Here is a 23,811-nt window from a genome sequence, read left to right as displayed (position 1 = left end):
ATGAAAGAAAATATTTTAAAAGAAAAAATTTTTGATAAGGTAAAAGAGTTAAAAGAAAATATTAAGAAAGTAATTATTGGAAAAGATAAAGTTATTGACTATGTAATTTGTGCACTTTTAAGTCAAGGAAATATTCTAATCGAAGATGTTCCAGGAGTTGGAAAAACAATCCTTGCTAGGGCTTTAGCAGAGAGTATAAATCTATCCTTTAAAAGAATTCAGTTTACACCTGACATGATGCCATCAGATATTTTAGGAACAAATGTTTTTAATCCCAAAACCTTAGAATTCGAATTTAAAAAGGGACCTATTTTTACTAATATTCTTCTTGCAGATGAGATAAATAGAACCTCTCCAAGAACCCAAGCAGGACTTTTAGAAGCCATGGATGAAGGTGGCGTTACCATCGATGGGGTTTATTATCCTTTACCTAAGCCCTTTTTAGTTATAGCAACTCAAAATCCAAGAGAGCATTTTGGTACCTATCCTCTTCCTGAATCTCAAATGGATAGATTTTTCATATCCTTAACTATGGGGTATCTTTCCCAAGAAGAAGAAATTTCCATGCTAGAGAAACAAAAAATTTTCCATCCTTTAGAGAAGTTGGAGCCTGTTTTAGATAAAGAAGATGTGTTGACTATGCAAGATTTTATTAAACATGTATATATTCATAGAGATATTTTGGAATATATAACTCAGATTGTGCGAAATACAAGAGAGAATCCTCAAATAGCCCTTGGAGCAGGTCCCAGAGGTTCTATCTCTTTAATGAGAGCAGGTCAATCTATGGCAGTAATAAGAGGAAGGGATTATGTTATTCCAGATGATATTTTAGAATGTGCTATTCCAGTTTTGGTCCATAGAATAGTTCTTAAAGAGCAGGTAGAAAGTTCTCGACAAAGAAGGGAAGAAGTTATTAGAACTATATTAGAGAAAATAAAAATTCCGAGGGTAAAACTTCCTTGAGAATAAGTATAAATTTTACTCTTCTCGGTTTTTTTCTTTTTACAGGAAATCTTCTAATAACTTTTATTGGAATTAATGTAAGTTCTGTACCATTAATTCTTTTATCCTCCTTTATTTATGGATTATTTATCTTTTCTTTTTTAGAACTAATTTATCAGCCTCTATTTTTAAGTTTAGAACTTAAAACCCCTTCTCTTATAGAAGAAAAGGAAGAAGATATAATTCTAATAAAGATAAAGAACAATGGTTTTCTTCCGAAGGGTAGATTTTTTATTATTTTGAAAGATAAGTATGTTTCTTGCAGTATAAAGGGCAAAGAAGAGATATATCTAAATTTTCCATTCTTTTTCGAAAAAAGAGGTATTGAAAATTTCAGGGATTTATGGATAAAGTTTACAGGAACTTTTGGCCTTTTTTATATTAAAAAATATTTTTCGGTAAATGCTAAAACATTAATTTATCCATCTTATTATCAAATTTATAAAGAAATTGTTATTCCGGGAGATTCAGGATTTAAAACGTCTATATCTAGTTTTGCTCGTTCTGGAGAAGAAGTTCATTCTCTAAGAAAATATGTTCAGGGAGATCCTTTAAAGATTATTGCTTGGAAGATTTCTGCAAAGAAGGGAGAGCTTATATCTAAACAATTTGAGAGATTATCTATCCTTGAACCTATTTTTTTATTGGATAATTGTGTAAAAGAAGTTGATGATACTACTCTTGAGGAGTTTGATCAACTTCTTAGATTTCTTCATTCTATTGCTCTTTCTTCTTTAAAACAAGGATTAAGAGTGAAAATAAAAACTTTTTCTTCATGGAATTTATTTGTTCCCCAAAGTTGGGATGCCCTGAAAATTTTTTTAGCAGAGTTAGAGATTAAAAGAGTGAATAATAAAGAAATTAATTTAAATGAAAATTTTGATTTAATATTTTCTTTAGATTACAAATTTTGGGAAAATAAACATTGTTCACAGAAAAAGTTTCTTGGGGTAGAATTTCATAATAGAAAGATCGAAAGTTCTTTATATATATTTAAAAAAGAAGATAATCCTTATGATTTTTTAAATCTATGGAGCTTAAATTATGAGTAGGATGAAAAAAATAAATATAGAAATCGAGAATTCAAAGATTTTAAGAGGGAGCATCTTCTATCTTAATTTAATAGCAATTTTTTCTGTTTGGTATTTCCTAAATCTCTCTATTGATTATATTTTAGGAGTGATCTTTATTACTTTTGTTGGCTATATTTATAGTTACAAAAATAGATATAATACAAGTATTATTCTAAAAATAATTATGACTTTATTTATGTTATATCTCCTCAGAGATTTTTTTAAAAATCTTCTGTCTCAACCTTACGACCCAAGAATTCCTTTAGCTACTTTTTTAATAAACTTAAATGCTCTTCATAGTTTTGATCTTCCCACAAAATTAGATCTTAGTTTTTCTTTTTTCATATCTTTGATTCTTGTGGTAATCTCGGGAGTTTTTGCAAGAGAATCTATATTTTTATTTTTCTTACTTTTTTATATGATAGGATTAATAATTTCTTTATCTCTTTTGAATAATTACAGACCGTCCTCTAAATACCTCTCAGGTACTATACTTTCTATAGCTTTTATAGGATTTCTATTATTCCCTATTATTCCTCGTTCCCTTCCCTTTACTTTTAGACAGGATATTATGTCTCAAGTCATTCAAAGAATTACTGCTTTAAGAGGAGAAATAAGAACTCCCAATGTTCAAGTAACTAATTATTATTTATATCGACTTCCTGAAGGAAGAAGATTTGAACCTCTTCCTTATGATCCAGAAAATTATTTTGGTTTTGCCCCTTTTGTTGATTTGAGGCAAAGGGGAGTTCCTTCTTCTTCCTTGGTTTTTCGAGTTCTTACATCTTTTCCTACGTATCATCGAGGATTAGCTTTTGATACTTATAATGGTTTTGGTTGGTATCAAAGTTTAGAAGAAGAAGTGGATACTATAACTACAGATTTTCAGCCTTTTCAAATAACGGAAAATCCATTACCTGAAGAAAGACTGTTTAGATCGACTTATTTTATAGAAAAGGATACAGGAAATATAATATTTATCCCTCAAGGAACTCAAAGATTATATTTTCCTGCGCCTTTTATCTATAAAGATGCTGAGGGTGGGGTAAGAAGTCCCTTTGAGATACCAAAAAATTTGATATATACTTCTTTCTATTCTGATACTTCTATAAGATCTGCAAAAATATTATTAAAGGCAAAAATTCCTGATAAGACTAAGTTTAATAGATATCTTCAACTTCCTAATATTTCCCCAAAGATTAAAACATTAGTTCTTGATATTACAAAAAATTATAAAACTCCTTGGGAAAAAATTTTAGCTATTGAGAAGTTCTTAGAGGAGAATTATCCTTATTCTTTAGATATACCCCCATTAAAAGATAATGTAGATGCAGTGGAGGATTTCTTATTTATCACTAAAAAAGGATATTGTGAACAATTTGCAACAGCTTTTGCTATTATGTCAAGAATTATTGGAATACCTTCAAGATTTATAACAGGATTTTCTCCTGGAGAATTAAATCCATGGACTGGTATGTATGAGGTAAGAATGAAAAATGCTCATGCTTGGGTTGAAATTTATTTAGAACCTATTGGATGGATTCCTATAGATCCAACTCCATTCGGAACTATTATTGAAGAAGTAAGAGTAAAGGAAAATTATAATATTTTGGGGCTGATTTTCAATTCTCTTGCTCAACTTCTTAATAATTTATTTTACTTTTTATATAATTTATCCACTTTTTATCTTTTCGTTATTTTTATTTTTCTATTAGCTTTATTAATATATATTCTTGTAAGAATAATTAGGAGATATCAGCTGACAAAAGAAGATAGAATCTTTTTAAATGTTATGAATATGTTAAAGAGAAAAAATTTGTTGGATTCTGGAAATTCTCCCTATGAAATGGTAAGAAAATTAGGAGACGAGATAAAAGAGTTTGTAAGCGTATATTATGCTCTTAAATTTGCTCCTTTAAAAGAAGAGGAAAGAAAGAGATATAGAGAAAAACTCATTAAAAAGGGAAAGGAAATATTAAAAGCTAAATCCTTCGACCTATTCCTAGCAGATGGTCAAGGATTAAATAAAGATTAGATGATTTTATATTTTTCTTTTTATAATCATAGCTCTCTATTATTTCTTTGAGATAAAGGTGATAATTTTTCCATTTTTCAATTAATTTTTCCCAGTCCTCTTTATTTAATTTGTTTTGTACCTGTTTTAGATGATAGATACAAAGTCTATAATAGTCCTTAAATTCCTTTAAAAACTCTTTTTCAATTTTTTCTTCTAAAGAGCATATATAACACTTTTCAATCTTATACTTACTCCAATCTATAAAAGATAAATCTTTTGTTCTAAGTAGTTCGTAAAAATGTTCTTTACAGAGAGAAGGTAAAAAATTTTTCGAGATAGAATTGTATATAACTAGTTTTTCTTCTTTTATTTTTTCACATAATGGGCATTTTTCAAAACTCATTCTTTTCTCTCATTCTAATTTTTTTCAAAAATAGCATTGAATAATCTCTGTCCCATAAAGGGCTTCCATATAGATATTCAGGATATTTTTTCTTTTTATCTTGGGATTCTATAATCTTGACTATATTATCTGGTAGTTTTTTTCTAATAATTTCTAAATGAGGAAGACAAAAGCTATATGCAAATTCCTTCCATAGGTTGAAACTTTTTTCGTTTGTTAGAAGTTCTGGTAATACTGATAGATAAATATTTAATATCTCTTCTTCTTTCTCACAAATAAAACAATTTAACTTTTCAGGTAAAGTTTTTTTGGAAAGGGAGGGAATAATTACATTTCTAATAAGATCGTCTAAAATTATAGATATACCAAGACTATCTTTAAAATTTAATAATTGAACAGTATGTTCTGTACAGAAGCCATTTCCTTTTCTAATTTTTTCTCTGATCTGAGGATCATTAACTAATTCGTATAAAAAATTATCTTCTATCTTCCAAAGGCTTTTATTAATAAGAAAACATAAGGGACAACCCTCCCAAAGGAAAGCTTCCTCCCAAGCAATGTGAGTAAAATTTTTCCCTTGTCTTTTATTATTCATTTGTGATTTTTGCTATAATTTCACAAGCCTTATCTATATCTTCAAAAGATACGTCTTTATGAGTTACAAATCTTAAGGTTTTTTCATCAAAACTTGTTGCAAGAAGACCATATTTCCTAAATTTTTCAAGAAGATCAAAGGATTTGTAATTTTCTTTTATTCTTACTTTTAGAATATTTGTTTCAGGCTCTTTCAAATCAAAGATAGGAATTTCCTTTATAAAACTATATAGTTTTTTAGCCTTAATATGATCTTCTTCAAGTCTATCAATCATCTTTTCTAAGGCAATAAGTCCGCAAATTGCTACTACTCCAGCTTGTCTTAATCCACCACCTAATCTCTGTCTATTTTTTCTTGCTTTCTCAATGAAATCCTTTGGACCTACAAGAACTGAACCCATAGGACATGAAAGTCCCTTAGATAAGCAAAACATTACAGAATCTGCATATCTTGCTATTTCTTTTGCAGGAGTTTTTAAATAAATAGCAGCATTAAATATCCTTGCTCCATCAAGATGAATAGGAATTCCATACTTTCTACTTAGATTATAAACTTCCTTCATATAATCTAAAGGAAGGACTTTTCCTCCTGCTCTATTATGTGTGTTTTCTAAAATAATCAATGATGTTTTAGGAAAAACTCTTCCTTTAGGTCTAATTGCTCTTTCAATTTTATCTATATCCATTATTCCCTCTTCCCCATAAATAATATGAGGTTGAACACCACTGTTTGCAGAAATTCCTCCTACCTCATAATAGAATATATGAGATTCTGCCTCTAAAATTACTTCTTCTCCTGGAGATGTCCAGGAAAGAAGGGCAGTTTGGTTTCCCATAGTACCAGAAACCAAAAAAAGTCCTGCCTCTTTCCCTAAAATTTCCGCTGATTTTTGTTCCAAAAGATTTACAGTAGGATCCTCACCATAACCATCATCTCCAACTTCTGCTTCATACATAGCCTTTCTCATTTCCTCAGTGGGTTTTGTAACTGTGTCACTTCTTAGATCAATATACTTCATAGTACATCTTAACCTCACTTTTTAGTTAATTATAGACTAAAATCTCAACTATTGACATACCTAGAAAGATTTTGTTATAAAATTTAGCAATATGAAAACGAGAGTAGAGTGTTTTCCCTGTTTTTTGAATCAGGTGATATCAGCAGCAAAGAGAATCTTGGATGATGAAGAGAAGAAGATTTTTGTTGTAAAAGAATCTTCGAAAATCTTACCTGAATTATCTTATGAAAATAGTCCTGCATATAACACCTATCTTGTTTTGAAAAGAGCATATGAAATCTTAGGAAATCCTGATCCTTATTATGAAGAAAAAAGAAAATATAATAAAATAGCTTTAAATTTATATCCAGTATTAAAGGAAATCGTAAAAAATTCTAAGGATCCATTATATACTGCTATCAAGATTGCAATTTCAGGAAACATTATTGATCTTGGAATATTAGATATATCAAAATTAAATTTAAAAGATTATATTAAAGAGGTTTTAGATATTCCCTTAGCACTGGATCATTTTGAACATTTTAAAGAAGAAATAAAAAGAGCAGAAAATATAGTATATCTCCTGGACAACGCAGGCGAGATTGTATTTGATAAAATATTTATCGAAGAATTAAAAGATAAGAAAATTTTTGGAGTTGTAAATACTTATCCCATAATTAATGATGCTTTAATGGAAGATGCTTTAGAAGTAAAACTAAATGAAGTTTGTAAAGTTATAGAATCAGGGACTCAAATCGTTGGTAAAATTCCTGAATTGGGATCTTCCGAGTTCAAAGAAATTTTTAATAATGCAGATCTTATTATTGCAAAGGGACAAGGGAATTATGAGAATTTAAATGATAGAGACTTAAATATATTTTTTCTTTTGAAAGCAAAATGCGAAATTATTGCAAAGAGTTTTGGGGTTAAATATGGAGATTTAATTTTAGCTTATGGTCCTGCTCTCAAGAAAAAAAACTATATTGATCTTGAAATTAAAAAGTTATAAATTTCTTCGTAAAATTTCTTAGAATGCTCCTCATCTTCAAATAATTCGTGGTATCCACCCGGAAATTCTATATAATATTTGTCTGATATTTTTATATTGTTAAAAAGTTCTTTCGAGCCTATAGGAGGTACAATTTTATCTTCTGATGGAATAAGAAAAAGAATAGGAACAGAAATTAACTCTGCTTTTTTTTGAGCTATGTCTATATTTTTAATCATGCTAATTCCCAATCTCAAAGAAATCTTCCTATGTACTAAGGGGTCATTTCTATATTTTTCTATAGCTATTTTGTTTTTTGAAAGGTAATTTAAATTTAATCTATTATCTATAGTTAACGAAGGAAAAATTTTAACAAAAATATGAGCAAAAACTTTTGTTATATAATCTGTTTTTAAATATAAAGCTGGAGCGGAGACAATAATAGCTTTAATTTTTTCAGGATATTCTTGAGCATATCTGATAGCTATAAGTCCTCCAAGACTATGTCCAAAAATAATAAAATTTTCTATGTTTTCTGTTAAATTATTAATAATTTCTATTACTTCCTCAATAGATGTGTCTCCTCTTTTTCCGCCACTTTTTCCATGACCAGGTAAGTCAAAACCTATAACTCCGAAATTCTTATTTAAAAGTGTATTGATAAATTCTTCATATCTTCCAATATGTTCTCCTAAGCCATGGACTAAGAGAATCCATCCTCTTTCAGGTTTTCCTTTTTTAAAAGAGTATATCATAAATTTTAATTCTCCTTTTTTAATAGATATAGATTATACTATAATAATTTTATAATTTTAAGGAGGCTAAAATGAAGAACAAGAGAATCGTTGGATATTATCCTGAGTGGGCTGTAAAAAATAAATATCTAAGTTATCTTATAGAAGATATTCCGTGGCATTTAATAACTCACTTAAATTATGCCTTTGCAAAAGTTGAAAATGGAGAAATATCAGTAGTAGATAAGGAAATATTTTGGGAAAATATAAAGAGCTTGAAAATTTATAAAGAGAAGTTCTCCGTAAAAGTATTAATATCTGTAGGAGGATGGACTCTATCAGGAGAATTTTCAGATGTTGCTTTTTCATCGGAAAATAGAGAAATTTTTGCAAAGAGTTGTATTGATTTTATTCGAGAATATAATTTTGATGGGATTGACATAGATTGGGAATTTCCAGTAGAAGGAGGACTTCCAACTAACAAATATCGTCCAGAAGACAAGGAAAATTTTACACTGTTGTTAAAAACCCTAAGATTGTATCTTAATAAGGCAGGAATAGAAGATAATAGAGATTACATCTTAAGTATTGCTGCTCCTGCAGGTTTTCGAGAGATTGAAAATACTGAACCTAATAAATATCACTTTTACTTAGACTATATAAACTTGATGACCTATGATTTTCATGGCTCATGGGATAAAATTACAAATCATCTTGCTCCTCTTTATGGAAATCCTATGGATCCTGATCCTGTAAGTAGAGAAAAATTAAATTGTGATTATGCAGTAAATAAATATTTAGAATTAGGAGTCCCAAAAGAAAAGATTAATTTAGGAATACCTTTTTATGGAAGAGGATGGATTACGGAAGATGAGGGGATAAACGGTTTGTTCGCTAAGGTTTCTGGCCTTCCTTGTGGGATTTTTGATGATGAGGATAAACCTTCTGGAGGAAATCCTTTCTTTTTCATAAAGGGAGTATTAGAGAATGATAAAGGATTCATTAAATTTAGAGATGAGTATTCAAAAGTTCCTTGGATATGGAATCCTGAAAAGAAAATAATGTACAGCTATGATGATGAAGAATCTATAAAGGAAAAATGTGATTATGTAATCAGGAAAGGACTGGGAGGAATAATGTTCTGGGAATTTACAGGAGACTACCCTCTAAAGGGGTATACCTTGACTTCAATTATATTTGAAAAGATGAGAGGTGGATAATGGAAATTAGAAAATTGTCCTCTGAGGATATAGATGAACTTTCTGAACTTTGGAGTCAAGCTTTTGTTTTACCTATAAATCAGGTAAGTTCTTGGATAGATGAAAAAAGTATTCAAAATTGTATAGGTTTATTTGAGAAAAATAAATTAGTTTCTGCTTTAAGTATTATTCCCTTTGATTTTTACATTAGAGGAAATGTACTTCCTCTTTCAGGGATTGGAGGTGTGGCTACTTTCCCAGAATATAGAGGGAAAAAATATATTCATCATCTCTTATCCGAGGCCTTAAGAATATCAAAGGAAAAGGGATTAATCTTTTCTATGTTATATCCTTTCTCTTTTGAATTTTATAGAACTTTTGGATGGGAATTAGGAGGGTTTCAGAAGAAGTATATTAGAAGAACTTCTACTTTTCCTAAATTTGATGAAATAGAAAAGGTAAGAAGAATTCCATTAGAAGATTGGAAAATAATAAGAAGAATTTATGAGAGATTTGCTATAAATTTCACAGGCCCTTTAAAAAGGACTGAAGAAAGATGGGGAAATCTAATTTTCAGAGGAAGGGATCTCACTTATCTTTATATATGGGAAGATGGTGAACCCCAAGGATACCTTTTATATAATATTGAAACAGTTCCAATAAGAAGAATAGTAGTTAAAGAAATGATATGCTTGAATATTTCTGCTTATAAAGGATTTTTAGGTTTATTTTCTCGTCAGTCTACGAATATTGATGAAGTTCAATGGGTTACTCCTATGGAGGATTTTACTCCCTTTATTTTGCCGAATCCAAGGGGAGAATGTACTATAGAACCTACATTTATGATAAGGATTGTAGATTTGGAAAAAGCATTGGAAAGTTTTTCTTTTCCAGAAAATCTCTATGAAATTTTAAAGATAGAAGTGAAGGATTTATATGGAGTATGGAATAATGGAGTATGGGAGATAGAAGTGAAGGATGGTAAAGTAAAGATAGAAAAAGGAAAAGATTGGAATATATCTTTAAGTATCAATACCTTATCCCAGATTTCATCGGGTATTTTATCTCCTAAAATAGCCTTTCAATTGGGACTTTTAGAGATAAAAAATTATAAAGATGTAGAAAAATTTGATAAGATCTTCCCAATTTTTCCAACCTTTTCTTGGGATTATTTTTGATCTATTGAATTTGCTTTTTGATTTTGTTAATATAAGACGAAAAATCTTCAAAGACGAAGAAAAAAACTTTCTCTAAAATTTTCCAATAGGAGGTCTATAGAATGATGCTTTTAACTGAAAAATTTGTTCTTGATTATGAAATTGAAGAAATTATTTCAACTTGTAGAAAAGTAATTCTACTAGAAAAGAGAGAAGAATTTTTAGAAATGGCTTTAGGAGGAAAGAATAATTTTCTATTTGAAGTAAAGTTTAAAATTGAAGAAGGAAAGGAAGTTACAGAAGCCATAATAACCAAATGTAAAAATGGAATTGTAGTAAATTATCCTGATGTTTATATGCGAAGAAGGGATCCCGATAGTATGGTAATTGGAGATGAAAAAGCTACAGATAAACCTCGTTTTAAAAATTTATATGGTGAAGATTTTGAAAACTTAAGGAAAAAAACCCTCGAATGGTTAAAAACCCAAGAACTTATTTTAATGCCCTTTATGGCAGGAGGAGAAGAATTAGGATATCCTGCTTTACTTATAGCTCCTAAAAATACTGCCTTTTTTGCCTTAGCTTTAGCAGATATTCAGGGTTTTATCCCCTTCTCTAAATTAAAGGCGAACTTTAAGCCTCGAGCAATAGTATACGTTGCACCTCCTTTCAGGCACACTTATTTTGCAGGGAAACAAGTAGTAATTCATAACAGAAGAAAAGATTTACATGAGATTTTTTCCTATAATCTTTATCCCGGTCCTAGTGCTAAAAAAGGAGTATATGGAGTTCTTCTCAATATTGGAGAATCAGAAGGATGGATAAGTATTCATGCTTCTACAGTAAAAATTATTACTCCCTATGATAATGAACTTGTTATTGTTCATGAAGGAGCTTCTGGTGGGGGAAAAAGTGAAATGATTCAGCAGATGCATCGTGAAAAAGATAATAGAGTCCTATTAGCTGAAAATATTAAGACGAAGGAAAGAATTTATTTAGAAATAAAAGAATCCTGTGAGATATGTCCAGTTACAGACGATATTGCTTTAGTTCATCCAAAGATCCAAAGTAATAAAAAGAAAATGGTAGTGAAGGATGCAGAAAAAGGATGGTTTGTTCGTTTGGATAATATTCCCAAATATGGCACAGATCCAAGACTTGAAGGAATATGTACACATCCTCCAGAGCCTCTGGTTTTTTTAAATATTGAGGCTTACCCTGGAGCAACTGCTTTAATATGGGAACATATTATGGATGAGCCTAATAAACCCTGTCCTAATCCAAGGGTAATACTACCTCGCAAATTTATACCTAATATTGTTAATGAACCAGTGACTGTAGATGTTAGAAGTTTTGGAGTAAGAACACCTCCTTGTTTAAGGGAAAGGCCAACTTATGGAATTATTGGTTTATTCCATGTTCTTCCCCCTGCTCTTGCATGGCTATGGAGATTAGTAAGTCCAAGGGGTCATGCAAATCCGAGTATTACCGATACTGAGGCTCTATCTAGTGAAGGTGTCGGCTCTTATTGGCCCTTTGCTACTGGGGAAATGGTAAAACATGCGAATCTACTTTTAGAACAAATAATTACTTACACTGATACTCTTTATATATTAATTCCTAATCAATATATAGGTGCATATAAGGTTGGTTTTATGCCAGAATGGATTGTTAGAGAATATCTTGCTAAAAGAGGTTCTGCAAGATTAAAATCCCAACAACTTATTCCTGCAAAATGTTCTTTATTAGGTTATGCTCTTGAATCTCTAAAATTTGAAGGAAACTATATATTAAAAGGTTTATTACAAGTGGATCTACAGCCAGAAGTTCAAGAGGAAGGATATACAATTGGAGCAAAGATATTAAAAGACTTTTTCAAAAAAGAAGTTAAAAAATTTCTAGATGACAGATTAGATCCTCTTGGAAGAAAAATCATAGAATGTTGTTTATATGATGGGACAGTAGAAGATTTTAATTCTATAATACCTATGAGTATATAAACTAAGATTTTTTAATAAAAATTTAATTGACAATAATAATATTTCCATGATTAAATTATGGCGACTGGAGTAGTCAAAAATGAAACTTAGTGAAGTTAAGGATATTCTTTCTGCTGAAATAATTGTGGGAGAGGATGAATTAAATAGAGAAATAAAAGTTGCAGGTGCTACTGATTTAATGAGTGATGCCTTAGCACTCTTAGGAGAAGGGGGGGCTCTTCTTTTAACAGGTCTTGTAACACCTCAAGTTATAAGAACAGCAGAAATGTTAGATTTATCTGCCATAGTATTTGTAAGAGGTAAAATGCCTCCCAAAGAGACAGTTGAGCTTGCTAAAAAACTAAATATTCCTCTTTTAAGAACAAAATATCCAATGTATGAAGCATGTGGAAGGCTTTACTGTGCAGGATTAAAGGGAAAGAAAGTTGAGGGGATTCTTTGAAGATACCAAAGGAATTTTTTGAGGGAGTTAAGGTGAAAGAAATTATGAATACAGATATTGTAAGGGTGACCCCATATCATGATATGAAGTCTATTCAAGAGATAATGAGAATAAAAAGAATTGATGGGGTTCCAGTGATTAATGATTTTGGAAAGATTATAGGTCTAGTTACTGTAGAAAATGTCATATCTGCTTTAGTGGCTGGAGATTTGAAGACACCTTGTGAAAAATATATGGTTAAGGAACCAAAATGTTTAAATCCTGAGGATAATTTATATACTGCTTTAAAACTTTTTAGACAGTATCGTTTTGGAAGATTTCCCGTTGTAAATGATGAAGGAGAAGTTTTAGGAATACTTAGTACAAAGGATATAGTTCTTAAGCTCTTAACAGTAGAAGAGAAGGAGGTAAAAATAGAAAAGAAATCAGAATTAGAACCTCTAATTTTAGAATATCCTGTGTTAGGAGGAGATTTCTCTTCTGCAGGAATGGCATCAAGTACAGTTAAAAAAGCCTTACAACAACTGGGAGTTGATCCTTCGATAATTAGAAGAGTTGCTATAATAACCTATGAGGCGGAAATGAATATTGTTATTCATGCATATAGAGGAGTACTCAAGGTATTTCTAACACCGGAAGTTATAGAGATTATTGCTGAAGACGAGGGACCTGGTATACCTGATATAGAATTAGCTATGCAACCTGGGTATTCTACTGCTCCAGACAACATAAGAGAAATGGGATTTGGTGCTGGAATGGGACTTCCCAATATTAAAAATTGTTCTGATGAACTTAGGATTGAATCTATTGTGGGTAAGGGAACAAAGGTAATTTCGAAAATTTATTTAAACAAAAAATCATGAATAATAATAAATTTATTCATTCTGTAGTAATAAATCTTCAGAAATGCAAAGGATGTATACATTGTATCCGTTATTGTCCTACTGAAGCTATGAGGGTAAGAGATGGAAAGGCATTAATTCTTCCTTATCGCTGTATTGATTGTGGTGAGTGTATTAGAGTTTGTCCTCATCATGCTCCCTTTACTTTTACTCAAACCTTGGAAAGTATCACTTCTATAGAAAATTTGGTGGTTATAATTCCACCTGAATTTTATGCTCAATTTTCTTCAAAGTACTCTTTAGAGCAGATTCAAAGAGCTTTACAGAAAACTTTCTTAGCAGAGGAAGTATGGGATACTACCTTTGCAATATATTTTCTACATCAAGCCTTAAAACAATATATTTTTTCCACAGAAAATCTTCCTTTAATATCTACTTATTGTCCTGCTATAGTAGAATTAGTCCAAGTGCGATTTCCTACCTTGATTCCTCATCTTTCTCCTTTTAGATTCTCTTATGAAATTATGGGAGACATTATTAAAAAAATTTGGAAGAAAAAATATCAAAATAAAGAACCAAATCTTGTATATATAGCTCCTTGTGCTGCAGAGGTTTCTGCTATTAAAGATCCTATTGATTCAAGACCATCCAATTTCAATCATGTTCTAGGTATAGACAATGTATTTCTTTCAGTGAAAAGGAATCTTGGAGAAGAAGGTCCTTTGATCTCTCCTATTTATTCTCCAGGAATACTTTGGGCGATACTAGGTGGAGAGAGCTCTTTCCTTTCTGAGGAAGAAGCAATTTCAGTAGGAGGAATAGATGAAGTAGTAAGAGTATTGGAAGATTTAGAGAGAAATAGATTTCGAGATATTAAGTTTCTTGAATTAAGAGCTTGTAAAGAGGGATGTGTAGGGGGTGTATTAAATCCTGAGAATAAGTACTTAGCAGAAAAGAGAATTTTTTATTGGAATAAAAAACTTAAAGAAGATAAAGATTTTGTTAAAGAAATTAATAATTTAATAAATATTTCTGATATTCTTTTAAATCATGCCATTCTTCCAAGACCTATATGGAAATTAGATGAGGATATGAGTAAAGCCTTAAAGAAGATGGAAGAAATGAGAAAAATTGTTAAATTACTTCCAGGATTGGATTGTGGGTCTTGCGGTTCTCCTACCTGTGCATCTTTGGCAGAGGATATAGTAAGAGAAAATGCAGAAATTTATGATTGTATATTTATCTTGAAAGAAAAGTTAAGAACAATGGCACGAGAAATGGAGGAAATTTCAAGGAGATCAATTTCAATTACTCCAAAGAGAAAGGAAGAAGATAATGAAGAGTAGAGAGATAGCTGAAATTTTAAATTTTCAAGTAATTTCTTCTCCTAATGAAGATGCGGAGATAAAATATGGAATTTCTTGCGATCTTCTATCATTTGTTATGGCTCATGCCCTTGAAGATTCTATATGGCTAACTATTCAAACTCATTTAAACACAATTGCTGTTGCAGTTCTTACTGGTATAAGAAGTATAGTTTTCGTTTCAGGTCAAAAACCTAGTGAAGAAACTATAAAAAAAGCAATAGAAGAAAAAATTAATTTATATTCTACAGAAAAATCTGCTTTTGATGTTGCTGGAGAACTATATAAATTGGGAATAAAGGGAGAAGAGAAAAAGATCTGAATATGAAGGCAAGAGAAATTGTAAGGCTTATAAATGGAGAAATTTTATCAGGAGAAGAGTTTATAGATGAAATAGAAATTACAAGAGGATTTGCTGCAGATTTAATGAGTGATGTCCTTTCTTTAGTGGAATGTGAAAGCAAAGATGTAGTTTTAATTACAGGAGTTACTAATCCTCAAATTATAAGAACTGCAGAAATGTTAGATATACCTATGATTATTGTAGCACGAGGAAAATTGGTTCCTGATGAGACTATAAATCTTGCACGAGAAAAAAATATTATCTTAGTTAGGACAAAGAATATAGTTTTTGTAACAAGTGGAATTTTGTTCCAACATGGAATAAAAGGTGCTTTAGTTAAGGGAAGCAGAGAGGAAGGAAAAAATTGTTAAAATGCTATGGAATAGATTTACATATTCATACTGTTTTGTCCCCCTGTGGAGATTGGAGTATGACTCCAAGAGCAATAATAGAAAGGGCAAAAATGAGAAAAATTAATATTATAGCTATTACTGATCATCATATCGTAGAAAACTATCCTGCTGTTAAATATTGGGGAGATAAAATGGGAGTTTTCACTTTACCTGGAATTGAAATTCAATCGAGAGAGGAAGCGCATATTGTTGGAATTTTTAAAGATTATTTGTATGCCTTAGAATTTCAAAGAGAGTTATGGAATTATCTTCCTAATTTAAAGAATAACGAGAATTTATTCGGGGTTCAGGTGGTAGTGAATGAAAAAGATGAAGTAGAAAGAATAGAAGAAAGGCTATTATCAATTTCTGTGGCCTTATCTATAGAAGAGATTCTTAAAATGATAGAAAAAATGGAGGGAATAAGCATTCTTGCTCATATTGATAAACCTATATATAGTGTGGTTTCAACTTTAGGTTTTATTCCCGAATCTTTGAGATATGATATAATAGAGTTTTCAAAAAAGGTAAATCCAACAAAATTTTTTGAAAAATATCCTCATTTAGAAAAAAAACCATATATAATATCTTCTGATGCCCATTATATTGATGATATAATGGAACCTAAAAGTTATTTAATTTTGGACGATTTTACATGGGATAATTTTTTAAGGGCTTTTAAAGAAAAAAATATAAAGAACAAAGTGGAGGTATAAAAAATGGCAGTGAAGCTAAAAGTATCAGAATATGCGAAGACTGAGATAGATAAGATATTAGAGAAATTTTCGGGAGTTCCGGGTTCTCTAATTATGATCCTTCATGCAATTCAAGAAAAATTTGGTTTTCTCCCAAAGGAAGTTCTAGAAATACTTTCTGAGAAGTTAAAAATACCTTTAAGCGAAATATATGGAATTGCAACCTTTTATTCTTATTTCAGATTAGAACCTCAAGGAAAGCATGTAGTAAGACTTTGTATGGGAACTGCATGTTATGTTAAGGGAGCAGCAGATCTTCTTACTGCCTTAGAACAGATGGGATTAAAGGAGGGAAAGGTTTCCGAGGATGGATATTATTCTTTAGACTTGGTAAGATGTATTGGGGCTTGTAGTATGGCACCTGCACTGATGATAGATGAAGAGGTTTATGGAAAGTTAACTCCTAATAAAGTTAAGAAGCTTTTGGAGGATTTTAAAAAGGAAAATCCATGAAGGAAATCTCTCTTCATATTCTAGATCTAGTAGAAAATTCTATTTCTGCAGGAGCAAAAAATATATTAGTGGAAATAATGAAAGATAGTAAATTTTTGAGAATAAGAATAAAAGATGATGGAAAAGGTATTCCTGAAGAAATACTGAAAGAGATAAAAAATCCCTTTACAACTACAAGAAAAACGCGGAGAGTGGGTCTAGGAATTTCTCTTTTTAATGAGATAGTTGGTAGTTGTGGAGGAAATCTAGAAATTAAGTCAAAATTAGGAGAAGGAACAGAACTAGTTGCAATATTGCCTGCTTCTCATTTGGATCTTCCACCAATGGGAAATATTTCTGGTACAATATATGCTCTTGTAGCTACTTGTCCTGATATTGACTTTTTCTTTAAAATTTCTTTTGATGATAAAAATTTTGAGTTTTCAACGAAAGATTTAAAAGCTGAGCTTGGTGAGATTCCAATAAATCATCCTCAAGCTCTTTCTTTTTTACGTCTATATCTTGAGAAAAACTTAGGAGGTATAGGAATATGAAAAAATTAACCATAGAGGAATTAAAAAAAATTAGAGAAAAAGCTCAGACTGAAATTCAGGCTCGATCTCCAGAAGGTAAAGATAGAATTGTAGTTCATATGGGAACATGTGGAATTGCAGCAGGAGCAAGGGAGACTCTTCTTGCTATTCTTGATGAAATTGAAAAGAGGAATCTTCAAAATGTGATAGTAACTCAAGCAGGATGTATAGGTCTATGTGAATATGAACCTATAATCTCAGTGCAAAAGGTAGGTACTCCCAAAGTTCTTTATAAATATGTTACTCCTGAGAAGGCAAGAAGAATTATTGCACAACATGTTATTAATGGGCAAATAGTTACAGAGGATGTTTTATCTACTGAGTAATTTATAACACACAAGGAGGGATATGAACTAAAATGCCAGAAAGAGCACACATATTGATATGTGCAGGAGCAGCATGTATATCTGCAGGAGAAGAAAGTTTTAAATCTGCTTTAGAAAAAGAACTTAAAGAAGCTAAGATTTACGAAGAAGTTAAAATAATTGAAACAGGATGCTTTGGAACTTGTGATTTAGGACCTGTTATGGTCATATATCCTGAAGGTATATTCTATATTCGCTTAAAACCTCAGGATGCAAGAGATATTGTAAACGAACATTTACTAAAAGGAAGAGTTGTGGAGAGGCTTTTAGTAAGGGAACCAGAGTTAAAGATATTTCTTCCTACTATTAATGAACTTCCCTTCTTTAAAAATCAAGTTAGAATTGCTTTAAGAAATGTAGGTTTTATAGATCCTCTTAATATTGAAGAATACATAGCAAGAGAAGGATATTCTGCGTTGGGAAAGGTACTTACAGAGATGACCCCTGAAGAAGTGATTGAAGAGGTTAAAAAATCAGGACTTCGAGGCAGAGGAGGAGCTGGTTTTCCTACAGGTATCAAGTGGGAGCTAGGTAGAAAAGCAAAAGGAGATGAAAAATATATTATCTGTAATGCAGATGAAGGAGATCCTGGAGCTTTTATGGACAGAAGTATTTTAGAAGGTGATCCTCATTCAGTTATAGAGGGAATGCTTATTGGAGCCTACGCTATAGGAGCAAAAAAGGGTTTTGTGTACATAAGAGCTGAATATCCCCTTGCTATTAAAAGACTAACTTATGCTTTAGAACAGGCAAAAAGCTATGGCCTTTTAGGAGAAAATATTTTAGGAACGAATTTTTCTTTTGATATTGAAATTAGAATTGGTGCTGGAGCTTTCGTTTGTGGTGAAGAAACAGCTCTTATTGCGTCAGTAGAGGGAAAGAGAGGAATGCCAAGGCCAAGACCTCCTTTTCCTGTAAATTCTGGACTATGGAATAAACCTACTGTAATTAACAATGTAGAGACTTGGGCAAATATTCCTGAAATTATCTTAAAAGGAGCAGATTGGTTTTCTTCCCTTGGAACAGAAAAAAGTAAAGGGACAAAAGTTTTTGCTTTAGCTGGGAAGATTAATATGACAGGGCTAATTGAAGTTCCCATGGGAATTACTCTAAGAGAGATAGTTTATGATATAGGTGGAGGAATTCCTGAGGGAAGGAAATTCAAGGCTGTTCAAATAGGAGGACCTGCTGGTGGATGCATACCGGCGGAGTATTTAGATACACCAGTAGATTATGAATCTATCACATCTCTTGGTGCAATTATGGGGTCTGGAGGTTTAATTGTAATGGATGAAGATAACTGCATGGTAGATGTGGCTAAATTCTTTCTATCCTTTACTCAAGATGAATCATGTGGAAAGTGTGTACCATGTAGGGTTGGAACGAAAAGAATGCTGGAAATTTTAGATAAGATAACTAAAGGAGATGGGGAAATAAGAGATTTAGAAGAACTTGAGGATCTTGCAAATGTAATTAAAAATACCTCTCTTTGTGGTCTTGGAAAAGGAGCTCCAAATCCTGTTTTAACTACCTTAAAATATTTTAGAGATGAATATATTGCTCATATAAAAGACAAAAAATGTCCAGCTAAATCATGTATTGCATTAATACATTATGAAGTAATAAGAGAAAAGTGTAGAAAATGCTCTATATGCTTTAAAAATTGTCCCGTAGGAGCTATATTTAAAGATTATGATGGAACTTATGTAATTAACCAAGAAAAGTGTACTAAGTGTGGAATATGTTTCCAAATATGTCCTTTTAAAGTAATTAAAAAGGAGTAAGAGACTATGGGAAATAAGAAAAGATGGATTCTTATTCCTGCAGGAATTTTAATTTATATATGTTTAGGAACAGTTTATTCATGGAGTATATTTAGAAAACCTCTTGAGAATATTTTAAACATAGGCGCAGTTCAAAGTGGACTGCCCTATATGACTTTCTTAGCTTTGTTTTCCTTGTTAATGGCTATTTCTGGAAGGTTTATAGATAAGTATTCTCCTAAGACTGTAATTGCAATAGGAGGAATATTGGTAGGTATAGGATGGATTCTTTCTGGGTTTATTCGAAATATTAACTTTATAACTATAACCTATGGGGTTTTAGGAGGAGGCGGTGTAGGAGTAGTTTATGGTGTTCCTATAGCAGTAATTTCTCGATGGTTTCCTGATAAGAAAGGTTTAGCTATGGGACTTACTATTTCAGGATTTGGTTTATCTCCTCTTATTACTGCTCCTTTAGCGCGCCAACTAATAGAAATTTATGGTCCTTTTTATACTTTTAGAATTTTCGGACTTAGTTTTTTAATAATCATATTAGTCTTGGGTCTTCTTTTTAAATTTCCTTCTAAAGATTTTTCTGTAGGAAAAAAAGATAAAAATATTTCTGCTATAGATTTAGATACCAAAGCTATGCTAAAAAGCCCAAAATTTTATGGATTATGGTCATGCTACGTAATAGGAACTTTGATAGGTTTAATGATTATTGGAATAACAAGTCCTGTGGGAGAAGAACTAATAAAATTGGAGCCCAAATTTACTGCAGGGTTAGTTTCCTTATTTGCAATTTTTAATGCTCTAGGGAGACCTTTATTTGGTTGGTTAACAGATAAAATTTCTCCTTTAAAATCCTCAGTTTTATCTTACACATTAGTAATTTTTGCTTCGGTAATCATGTTAATTTATCCTAATAGTCTATACACTTATATAATAGCTTTTTGTCTTTTTTGGTTGACTCTCGGTGCATGGCTTGCTATTGCTCCAGCAGCTACTATAATATTTTTCGGACAAAGACATTATAGTAAAAACTACGGGATTGTTTTTACAGCTTATGGGGTTGGAGCATTAATAGGAGTATCAGTTTCTGGAGCATTAAGAGATATCTTGGGAAGTTATTTCTATGTTTTTTATCTACTCCTTCTTTTAGGATTACTGGGTATATTTATAGCAATTTTTACCTTAAAAGAAAAAAGGTATATTTAAATAATTAAGAGAACTTTAAACAAAAGGATTATTCTTGACAATAAAGAAAACGATTTACTAAAATATAAGTAAAAAAATGGGAAAGAGGTGGTAAATTTGCTAATTGGAATTGATGTGGGAACTACAGGTTCGAAAGCTCTGCTTATTAATGAAGAGGGAAATGTAATTCAATCATGGACAGAAGAGTATCCTCTCTACACTCCTTATCCAGGCTGGTCTGAACAAGATCCAGAAGATTGGTGGCAAGCAACTAAAAAATCTATTCAGAAAATTTTAAGTTTATCCGCTATATCTCCCAAGGATATTAAAGCTATTGGACTGACAGGTCAGATGCATGGATCTGTCTTTTTAGATTCTCAAGGAAAAGTTTTAAGAAAGGCAATACTTTGGAACGATCAAAGGACTGCAAAGCAATGTGAGGAAATTATAGAAAGAGTAGGAGGAGTTAAAAATCTTCTTAATTTAACTCTAAATCTTGCTCTTACAGGTTTTACTGCTCCTAAGATATTATGGCTTCGAGAAAATGAACCTGAGATTTACTCAAAGGTGAAAAAAGTTCTTCTTCCAAAGGACTATATTCGTTATCGTTTAACAGGAGAATATGCTTCGGAAGTTTCCGATGCTTCAGGAACTTTACTTTTTGATGTAAAAAATAGAAAATGGTCTAAGGAAATGCTTTCCTTACTTGATATTCCTGAAGATTGGATGCCAAAAGTTTATGAGTCTCCTGAAATTACGGGAACTCTCTTATCAGATGTGGCGGAGGAATTAGGTTTAGTGCCTGGTATACCCGTAGTTGGGGGAGGAGGAGATCAAGCAGCTCAAGCAGTAGGAACAGGTATTGTAAAAAGTGGTATAGTATCGGTAACCCTGGGAACATCAGGAGTGGTTTTTGCTCATTTAGATAAGCCTGAAGGAGAAAAGGAAGGAAGACTTCATACTTTTTGTCATGCAGTACCAGGAAAATGGCATACTATGGGGGTAATGCTATCAGCAGGGGGATCTTTCCGATGGTTTAGAGATTCCTTTGGAGAAATTGAAATGGAACTTTCAAAGTGGACAGGAAAGGATCCCTATGAATTTTTAACTATGTCTGCAGAAAGGGTACCTTCTGGAGCAGAAGGATTATTATTCCTTCCCTATCTTACAGGAGAAAGAACTCCTTATCCTGACCCAAGAGCAAAGGGGGTTTTTATGGGAATATCTTTAAGACATAAAAAACCCTATTTTGTAAGATCTGTTCTTGAAGGAGTTGCTTTTGGATTGAAGGATTCTTTAGAGTTAATCAAAAATCTGGGTATTGAAATTAAGGAAATTAGAGTTTCTGGAGGAGGAGCAAGAAGTCCTCTTTGGAGGCAGATTTTAGCAGATATTTTTAATAATCCTATAATAACTATTAATGTTACTGAGGGAGCTGCATACGGTGCTGCGCTTCTAGCAGGTGTTGGTGTTGGAATCTATAAAAACGTAGAATTAGCATGTGAAACTGCAATAAAAGTTGTAAGTAAAGAAGAACCTAAAAAAGAAAATGTGGAGCTTTATAGAGAATTGTATGAATTATACAGATCTTTATATCCCTTAATAAAGGATTACTTTGGAAAACTATCAAGTTTTGTAGAGAAATATTATGGAAATCAAAAATGAATTTTACTTTTTAATATAGAAGAGTAAAAGTTGTTGTCCTAAGGAGTGAGATACTTATTTAACTAAATTTGGACGAAAGTCTCTTTTTAGAATGGGATATTAGAAAATTTAATTAGTGTATTTAAAGAGAAAGACTTTTAGATTTTTAAAAAAGAAGCTAATTTTTGACTAAATAAAAATTTCATGTTAAAATTAATTAAAACTTAATAGGGGTTGGTAAAGAATTTAAGTTTTTTGTAAAATTTACTTTAGGGAAGGTTTCTTATGAAAAAGAGTTTTTTGATCCTTTTTATTGATTATTCTCCTTTTAATTTTAGCTACTGCACAGGTTCCTAAAAAACTTGTCTTTGCTTGGATTCCAAAGGCATTAAATAATCCAGTATTTGAGACAGGAAGAGATGGGGCTTTTAAGAGAGCAGAAGAGTTATCTAAGCAAGGCCCATATAAAGTTGAAGTTTTATATGTTGGTTCTGTGGCCTCTGATGCTACAGAACAAGCAAGAGTGGTAGAAGATGTGATTGCGCGTAAGGTTGATGTAATTAATAAAGCTGTATATAAAGAAATTTAGTAAAAGCATGGGAACAAAAAGAAAAGTAGCATTCCTTACTGGAGTTCCTTGAGCTCCTAATCTAGAAGAGAAAATGATAGGATTTAGAGATGAAATAAAACAATATCCTAAATATAAAAATTGTAACTATTGTAGAATGCTAAGATGATATAAATAAAGGAGTTCAATTATTATAAGAGGTTATGCAAGCATATCCTAAATTAAGAGATTGGTTCTTTGTAGGAGTATGTCTATTATTTGCAAAAAGAAGATCTATGCCTTTGTGGGATTTATTAATGGTCTCTTAGTTAGCAAAGCAAATCTTCCTCCTTTTGTGGCGACTTTAGGAACTATGAGTATTGCTCGTGGATTTTGTTATGGGTTAACTGGTGGTTGGCCAGTAAGAGAATTACCTAGAAGTTTTATGTTTTGGGGACAATATGATATACCATTTTTGGGAGTTGGTATTCCTCTTCCTGTGATTATTATGGTACTTCTTGGTATTATAGTTTCTTTATTTTTAAATAGAACGGTTTGGGGATATAGAATATATGCTGTAGGTGGTAACGAACAAGCAGCTCGTCTTTCCGGAATTAATACAGGAAGAATAAAATTATTAGTATATACCCTTTGTGGTTTATTAACAGCAGTAGGAGGAATTCTTATGACTGCAAGACTTGGTGTTGCTGCGCCTACTGCTGCTTTGGGATATGAATTAGATATTATTGCTTCTGCGGTAATTGGGGGAACCTCTCTTACTGGTGGTGAAGGAACCATATTAGGAGTACTCATTGGTGCTGCTATAATGCAGGTCTTAAGAACAGGAATGGTTCTTCTTGGATTTCCTGCCTATTGGCAACCTTCAGCTATAGGAGCTATAATAATTCTAGCTATAATGTTTGATCAATATAGAAAAAAGAAAATGGGTCTTCTCCGTTAAAAA

Annotated in this window: 25 protein-coding genes; 21 read left to right on the top strand and 4 right to left on the bottom strand. The window is 31.6% G+C overall.

All coding sequences use genetic code 11. The features are described from left to right. Genes NZ841_00895 through NZ841_00885 form a run of 3 tightly spaced genes read left to right on the top strand, consistent with a single transcriptional unit; the run spans position 1 to position 4,113 of the window. Entirely contained in the window at positions 1 to 966 is a 966-nt protein-coding gene (locus tag NZ841_00895; protein MCS7201324.1) for a MoxR family ATPase, read from the top strand. Then, a complete protein-coding gene (locus NZ841_00890) occupies positions 963 to 2,057 on the top strand; it encodes a DUF58 domain-containing protein (protein ID MCS7201323.1) in 1,095 nt (364 codons plus the stop codon). Before NZ841_00895 ends, NZ841_00890 begins: the two co-directional genes overlap by 4 nt. After that, positions 2,050 to 4,113: a transglutaminaseTgpA domain-containing protein gene (locus NZ841_00885; GenBank protein ID MCS7201322.1), complete on the top strand. Its 2,064-nt coding sequence runs from the start codon at positions 2,050 to 2,052 to the stop codon at positions 4,111 to 4,113. Before NZ841_00890 ends, NZ841_00885 begins: the two co-directional genes overlap by 8 nt. On the opposite strand, the gene NZ841_00880 is transcribed toward NZ841_00885, so the two are convergent. From NZ841_00880 to NZ841_00870, 3 genes are read right to left on the bottom strand one after another with little or no spacing between them, the layout of a single operon-like run. After that, positions 4,061 to 4,498, bottom strand: a complete 438-nt coding sequence (locus tag NZ841_00880) for a hypothetical protein (GenBank protein ID MCS7201321.1) — start codon at positions 4,496 to 4,498, stop codon at positions 4,061 to 4,063. The genes NZ841_00885 and NZ841_00880 overlap by 53 nt on opposite strands. Next, complete coding sequence (locus tag NZ841_00875) at positions 4,488 to 5,093, bottom strand: DUF6062 family protein (GenBank protein MCS7201320.1); 606 nt, start codon at positions 5,091 to 5,093, stop codon at positions 4,488 to 4,490. Before NZ841_00875 ends, NZ841_00880 begins: the two co-directional genes overlap by 11 nt. Further along, on the bottom strand, positions 5,086 to 6,111 hold the full coding sequence (locus NZ841_00870; protein ID MCS7201319.1) for an aminotransferase class I/II-fold pyridoxal phosphate-dependent enzyme: 1,026 nt from the start codon (positions 6,109 to 6,111) through the stop codon (positions 5,086 to 5,088). The genes NZ841_00875 and NZ841_00870 overlap by 8 nt, the downstream gene beginning before the upstream one ends. Before the next feature lie 91 nt (positions 6,112 to 6,202). On the opposite strand from NZ841_00870, the gene NZ841_00865 reads away from it, so the two are divergent. Next, positions 6,203 to 7,099, top strand: a complete 897-nt coding sequence (locus NZ841_00865) for an ARMT1-like domain-containing protein (protein MCS7201318.1) — start codon at positions 6,203 to 6,205, stop codon at positions 7,097 to 7,099. On the opposite strand, the gene NZ841_00860 is transcribed toward NZ841_00865, so the two are convergent. Then, a complete protein-coding gene (locus NZ841_00860) occupies positions 7,069 to 7,833 on the bottom strand; it encodes a lysophospholipase (GenBank protein ID MCS7201317.1) in 765 nt (254 codons plus the stop codon). The genes NZ841_00865 and NZ841_00860 overlap by 31 nt on opposite strands. Positions 7,834 to 7,904: 71 nt before the next feature. Between NZ841_00860 and NZ841_00855 the strand changes: the two genes are divergently transcribed. The 17 genes from NZ841_00855 to NZ841_00775 all read left to right on the top strand — a co-directional run bounded on the left by NZ841_00855 (position 7,905) and on the right by NZ841_00775 (position 23,808). Beyond that, a complete protein-coding gene (locus NZ841_00855; GenBank protein ID MCS7201316.1) occupies positions 7,905 to 9,032 on the top strand; it encodes a glycoside hydrolase family 18 protein in 1,128 nt (375 codons plus the stop codon). Then, a complete protein-coding gene (locus NZ841_00850) occupies positions 9,032 to 10,189 on the top strand; it encodes a GNAT family N-acetyltransferase (protein MCS7201315.1) in 1,158 nt (385 codons plus the stop codon). The genes NZ841_00855 and NZ841_00850 overlap by 1 nt, the downstream gene beginning before the upstream one ends. Positions 10,190 to 10,290: 101 nt before the next feature. Then, positions 10,291 to 12,168 (top strand): DUF4914 family protein, encoded by a 1,878-nt coding sequence (locus NZ841_00845; protein MCS7201314.1) that lies wholly within the window; start codon positions 10,291 to 10,293, stop codon positions 12,166 to 12,168. Between the two features lie 79 nt (positions 12,169 to 12,247). Further along, positions 12,248 to 12,610 carry a DRTGG domain-containing protein gene (locus tag NZ841_00840; GenBank protein ID MCS7201313.1) on the top strand — a complete coding sequence of 121 codons (363 nt, stop codon included), beginning with the start codon at positions 12,248 to 12,250 and terminating at the stop codon, positions 12,608 to 12,610. Further along, on the top strand, positions 12,607 to 13,473 hold the full coding sequence (locus tag NZ841_00835; GenBank protein MCS7201312.1) for a CBS domain-containing protein: 867 nt from the start codon (positions 12,607 to 12,609) through the stop codon (positions 13,471 to 13,473). Before NZ841_00840 ends, NZ841_00835 begins: the two co-directional genes overlap by 4 nt. Continuing rightward, the gene (locus NZ841_00830) at positions 13,470 to 14,798 is read left to right on the top strand and encodes a 4Fe-4S dicluster domain-containing protein (GenBank protein ID MCS7201311.1); all 1,329 of its coding nucleotides are present in this window, start codon (positions 13,470 to 13,472) and stop codon (positions 14,796 to 14,798) included. The genes NZ841_00835 and NZ841_00830 overlap by 4 nt, the downstream gene beginning before the upstream one ends. Next, positions 14,788 to 15,138 (top strand): serine kinase, encoded by a 351-nt coding sequence (locus NZ841_00825; GenBank protein MCS7201310.1) that lies wholly within the window; start codon positions 14,788 to 14,790, stop codon positions 15,136 to 15,138. The genes NZ841_00830 and NZ841_00825 overlap by 11 nt, the downstream gene beginning before the upstream one ends. A 2-nt stretch (positions 15,139 to 15,140) precedes the next feature. After that, positions 15,141 to 15,530, top strand: a complete 390-nt coding sequence (locus NZ841_00820) for a hypothetical protein (protein ID MCS7201309.1) — start codon at positions 15,141 to 15,143, stop codon at positions 15,528 to 15,530. Further along, the gene (locus NZ841_00815; GenBank protein MCS7201308.1) at positions 15,524 to 16,267 is read left to right on the top strand and encodes a PHP domain-containing protein; all 744 of its coding nucleotides are present in this window, start codon (positions 15,524 to 15,526) and stop codon (positions 16,265 to 16,267) included. The genes NZ841_00820 and NZ841_00815 overlap by 7 nt, the downstream gene beginning before the upstream one ends. A gap of 3 nt (positions 16,268 to 16,270) precedes the next feature. Continuing rightward, positions 16,271 to 16,759 (top strand): NADH-quinone oxidoreductase subunit NuoE, encoded by a 489-nt coding sequence (nuoE, locus tag NZ841_00810; GenBank protein MCS7201307.1) that lies wholly within the window; start codon positions 16,271 to 16,273, stop codon positions 16,757 to 16,759. Further along, on the top strand, positions 16,756 to 17,292 hold the full coding sequence (locus NZ841_00805; protein MCS7201306.1) for an ATP-binding protein: 537 nt from the start codon (positions 16,756 to 16,758) through the stop codon (positions 17,290 to 17,292). Before nuoE ends, NZ841_00805 begins: the two co-directional genes overlap by 4 nt. Next, positions 17,289 to 17,657 (top strand): (2Fe-2S) ferredoxin domain-containing protein, encoded by a 369-nt coding sequence (locus tag NZ841_00800; protein MCS7201305.1) that lies wholly within the window; start codon positions 17,289 to 17,291, stop codon positions 17,655 to 17,657. The genes NZ841_00805 and NZ841_00800 overlap by 4 nt, the downstream gene beginning before the upstream one ends. Before the next feature lie 32 nt (positions 17,658 to 17,689). Continuing rightward, positions 17,690 to 19,480, top strand: a complete 1,791-nt coding sequence (gene nuoF, locus NZ841_00795) for an NADH-quinone oxidoreductase subunit NuoF (GenBank protein MCS7201304.1) — start codon at positions 17,690 to 17,692, stop codon at positions 19,478 to 19,480. Between the two features lie 6 nt (positions 19,481 to 19,486). Next, positions 19,487 to 20,677, top strand: coding sequence for an OFA family MFS transporter (locus tag NZ841_00790; GenBank protein ID MCS7201303.1), 1,191 nt, complete (start codon positions 19,487 to 19,489; stop codon positions 20,675 to 20,677). Positions 20,678 to 20,764: 87 nt separating this feature from the next. Beyond that, positions 20,765 to 22,321 carry a xylulokinase gene (gene xylB / locus NZ841_00785; protein ID MCS7201302.1) on the top strand — a complete coding sequence of 519 codons (1,557 nt, stop codon included), beginning with the start codon at positions 20,765 to 20,767 and terminating at the stop codon, positions 22,319 to 22,321. A 292-nt stretch (positions 22,322 to 22,613) separates the two neighbouring features. Continuing rightward, entirely contained in the window at positions 22,614 to 22,889 is a 276-nt protein-coding gene (locus tag NZ841_00780; GenBank protein MCS7201301.1) for a hypothetical protein, read from the top strand. Between the two features lie 226 nt (positions 22,890 to 23,115). Then, complete coding sequence (locus NZ841_00775; GenBank protein MCS7201300.1) at positions 23,116 to 23,808, top strand: ABC transporter permease; 693 nt, start codon at positions 23,116 to 23,118, stop codon at positions 23,806 to 23,808. The last annotated feature ends 3 nt before the right edge of the window (positions 23,809 to 23,811 follow it).

This window comes from Dictyoglomus sp. (assembly GCA_025060475.1).
Lineage (GTDB): Bacteria > Dictyoglomota > Dictyoglomia > Dictyoglomales > Dictyoglomaceae > NZ13-RE01.
Note: the sequence above shows the minus strand (reverse complement) of the source record. Positions and strands in the feature narration are given on the sequence as shown.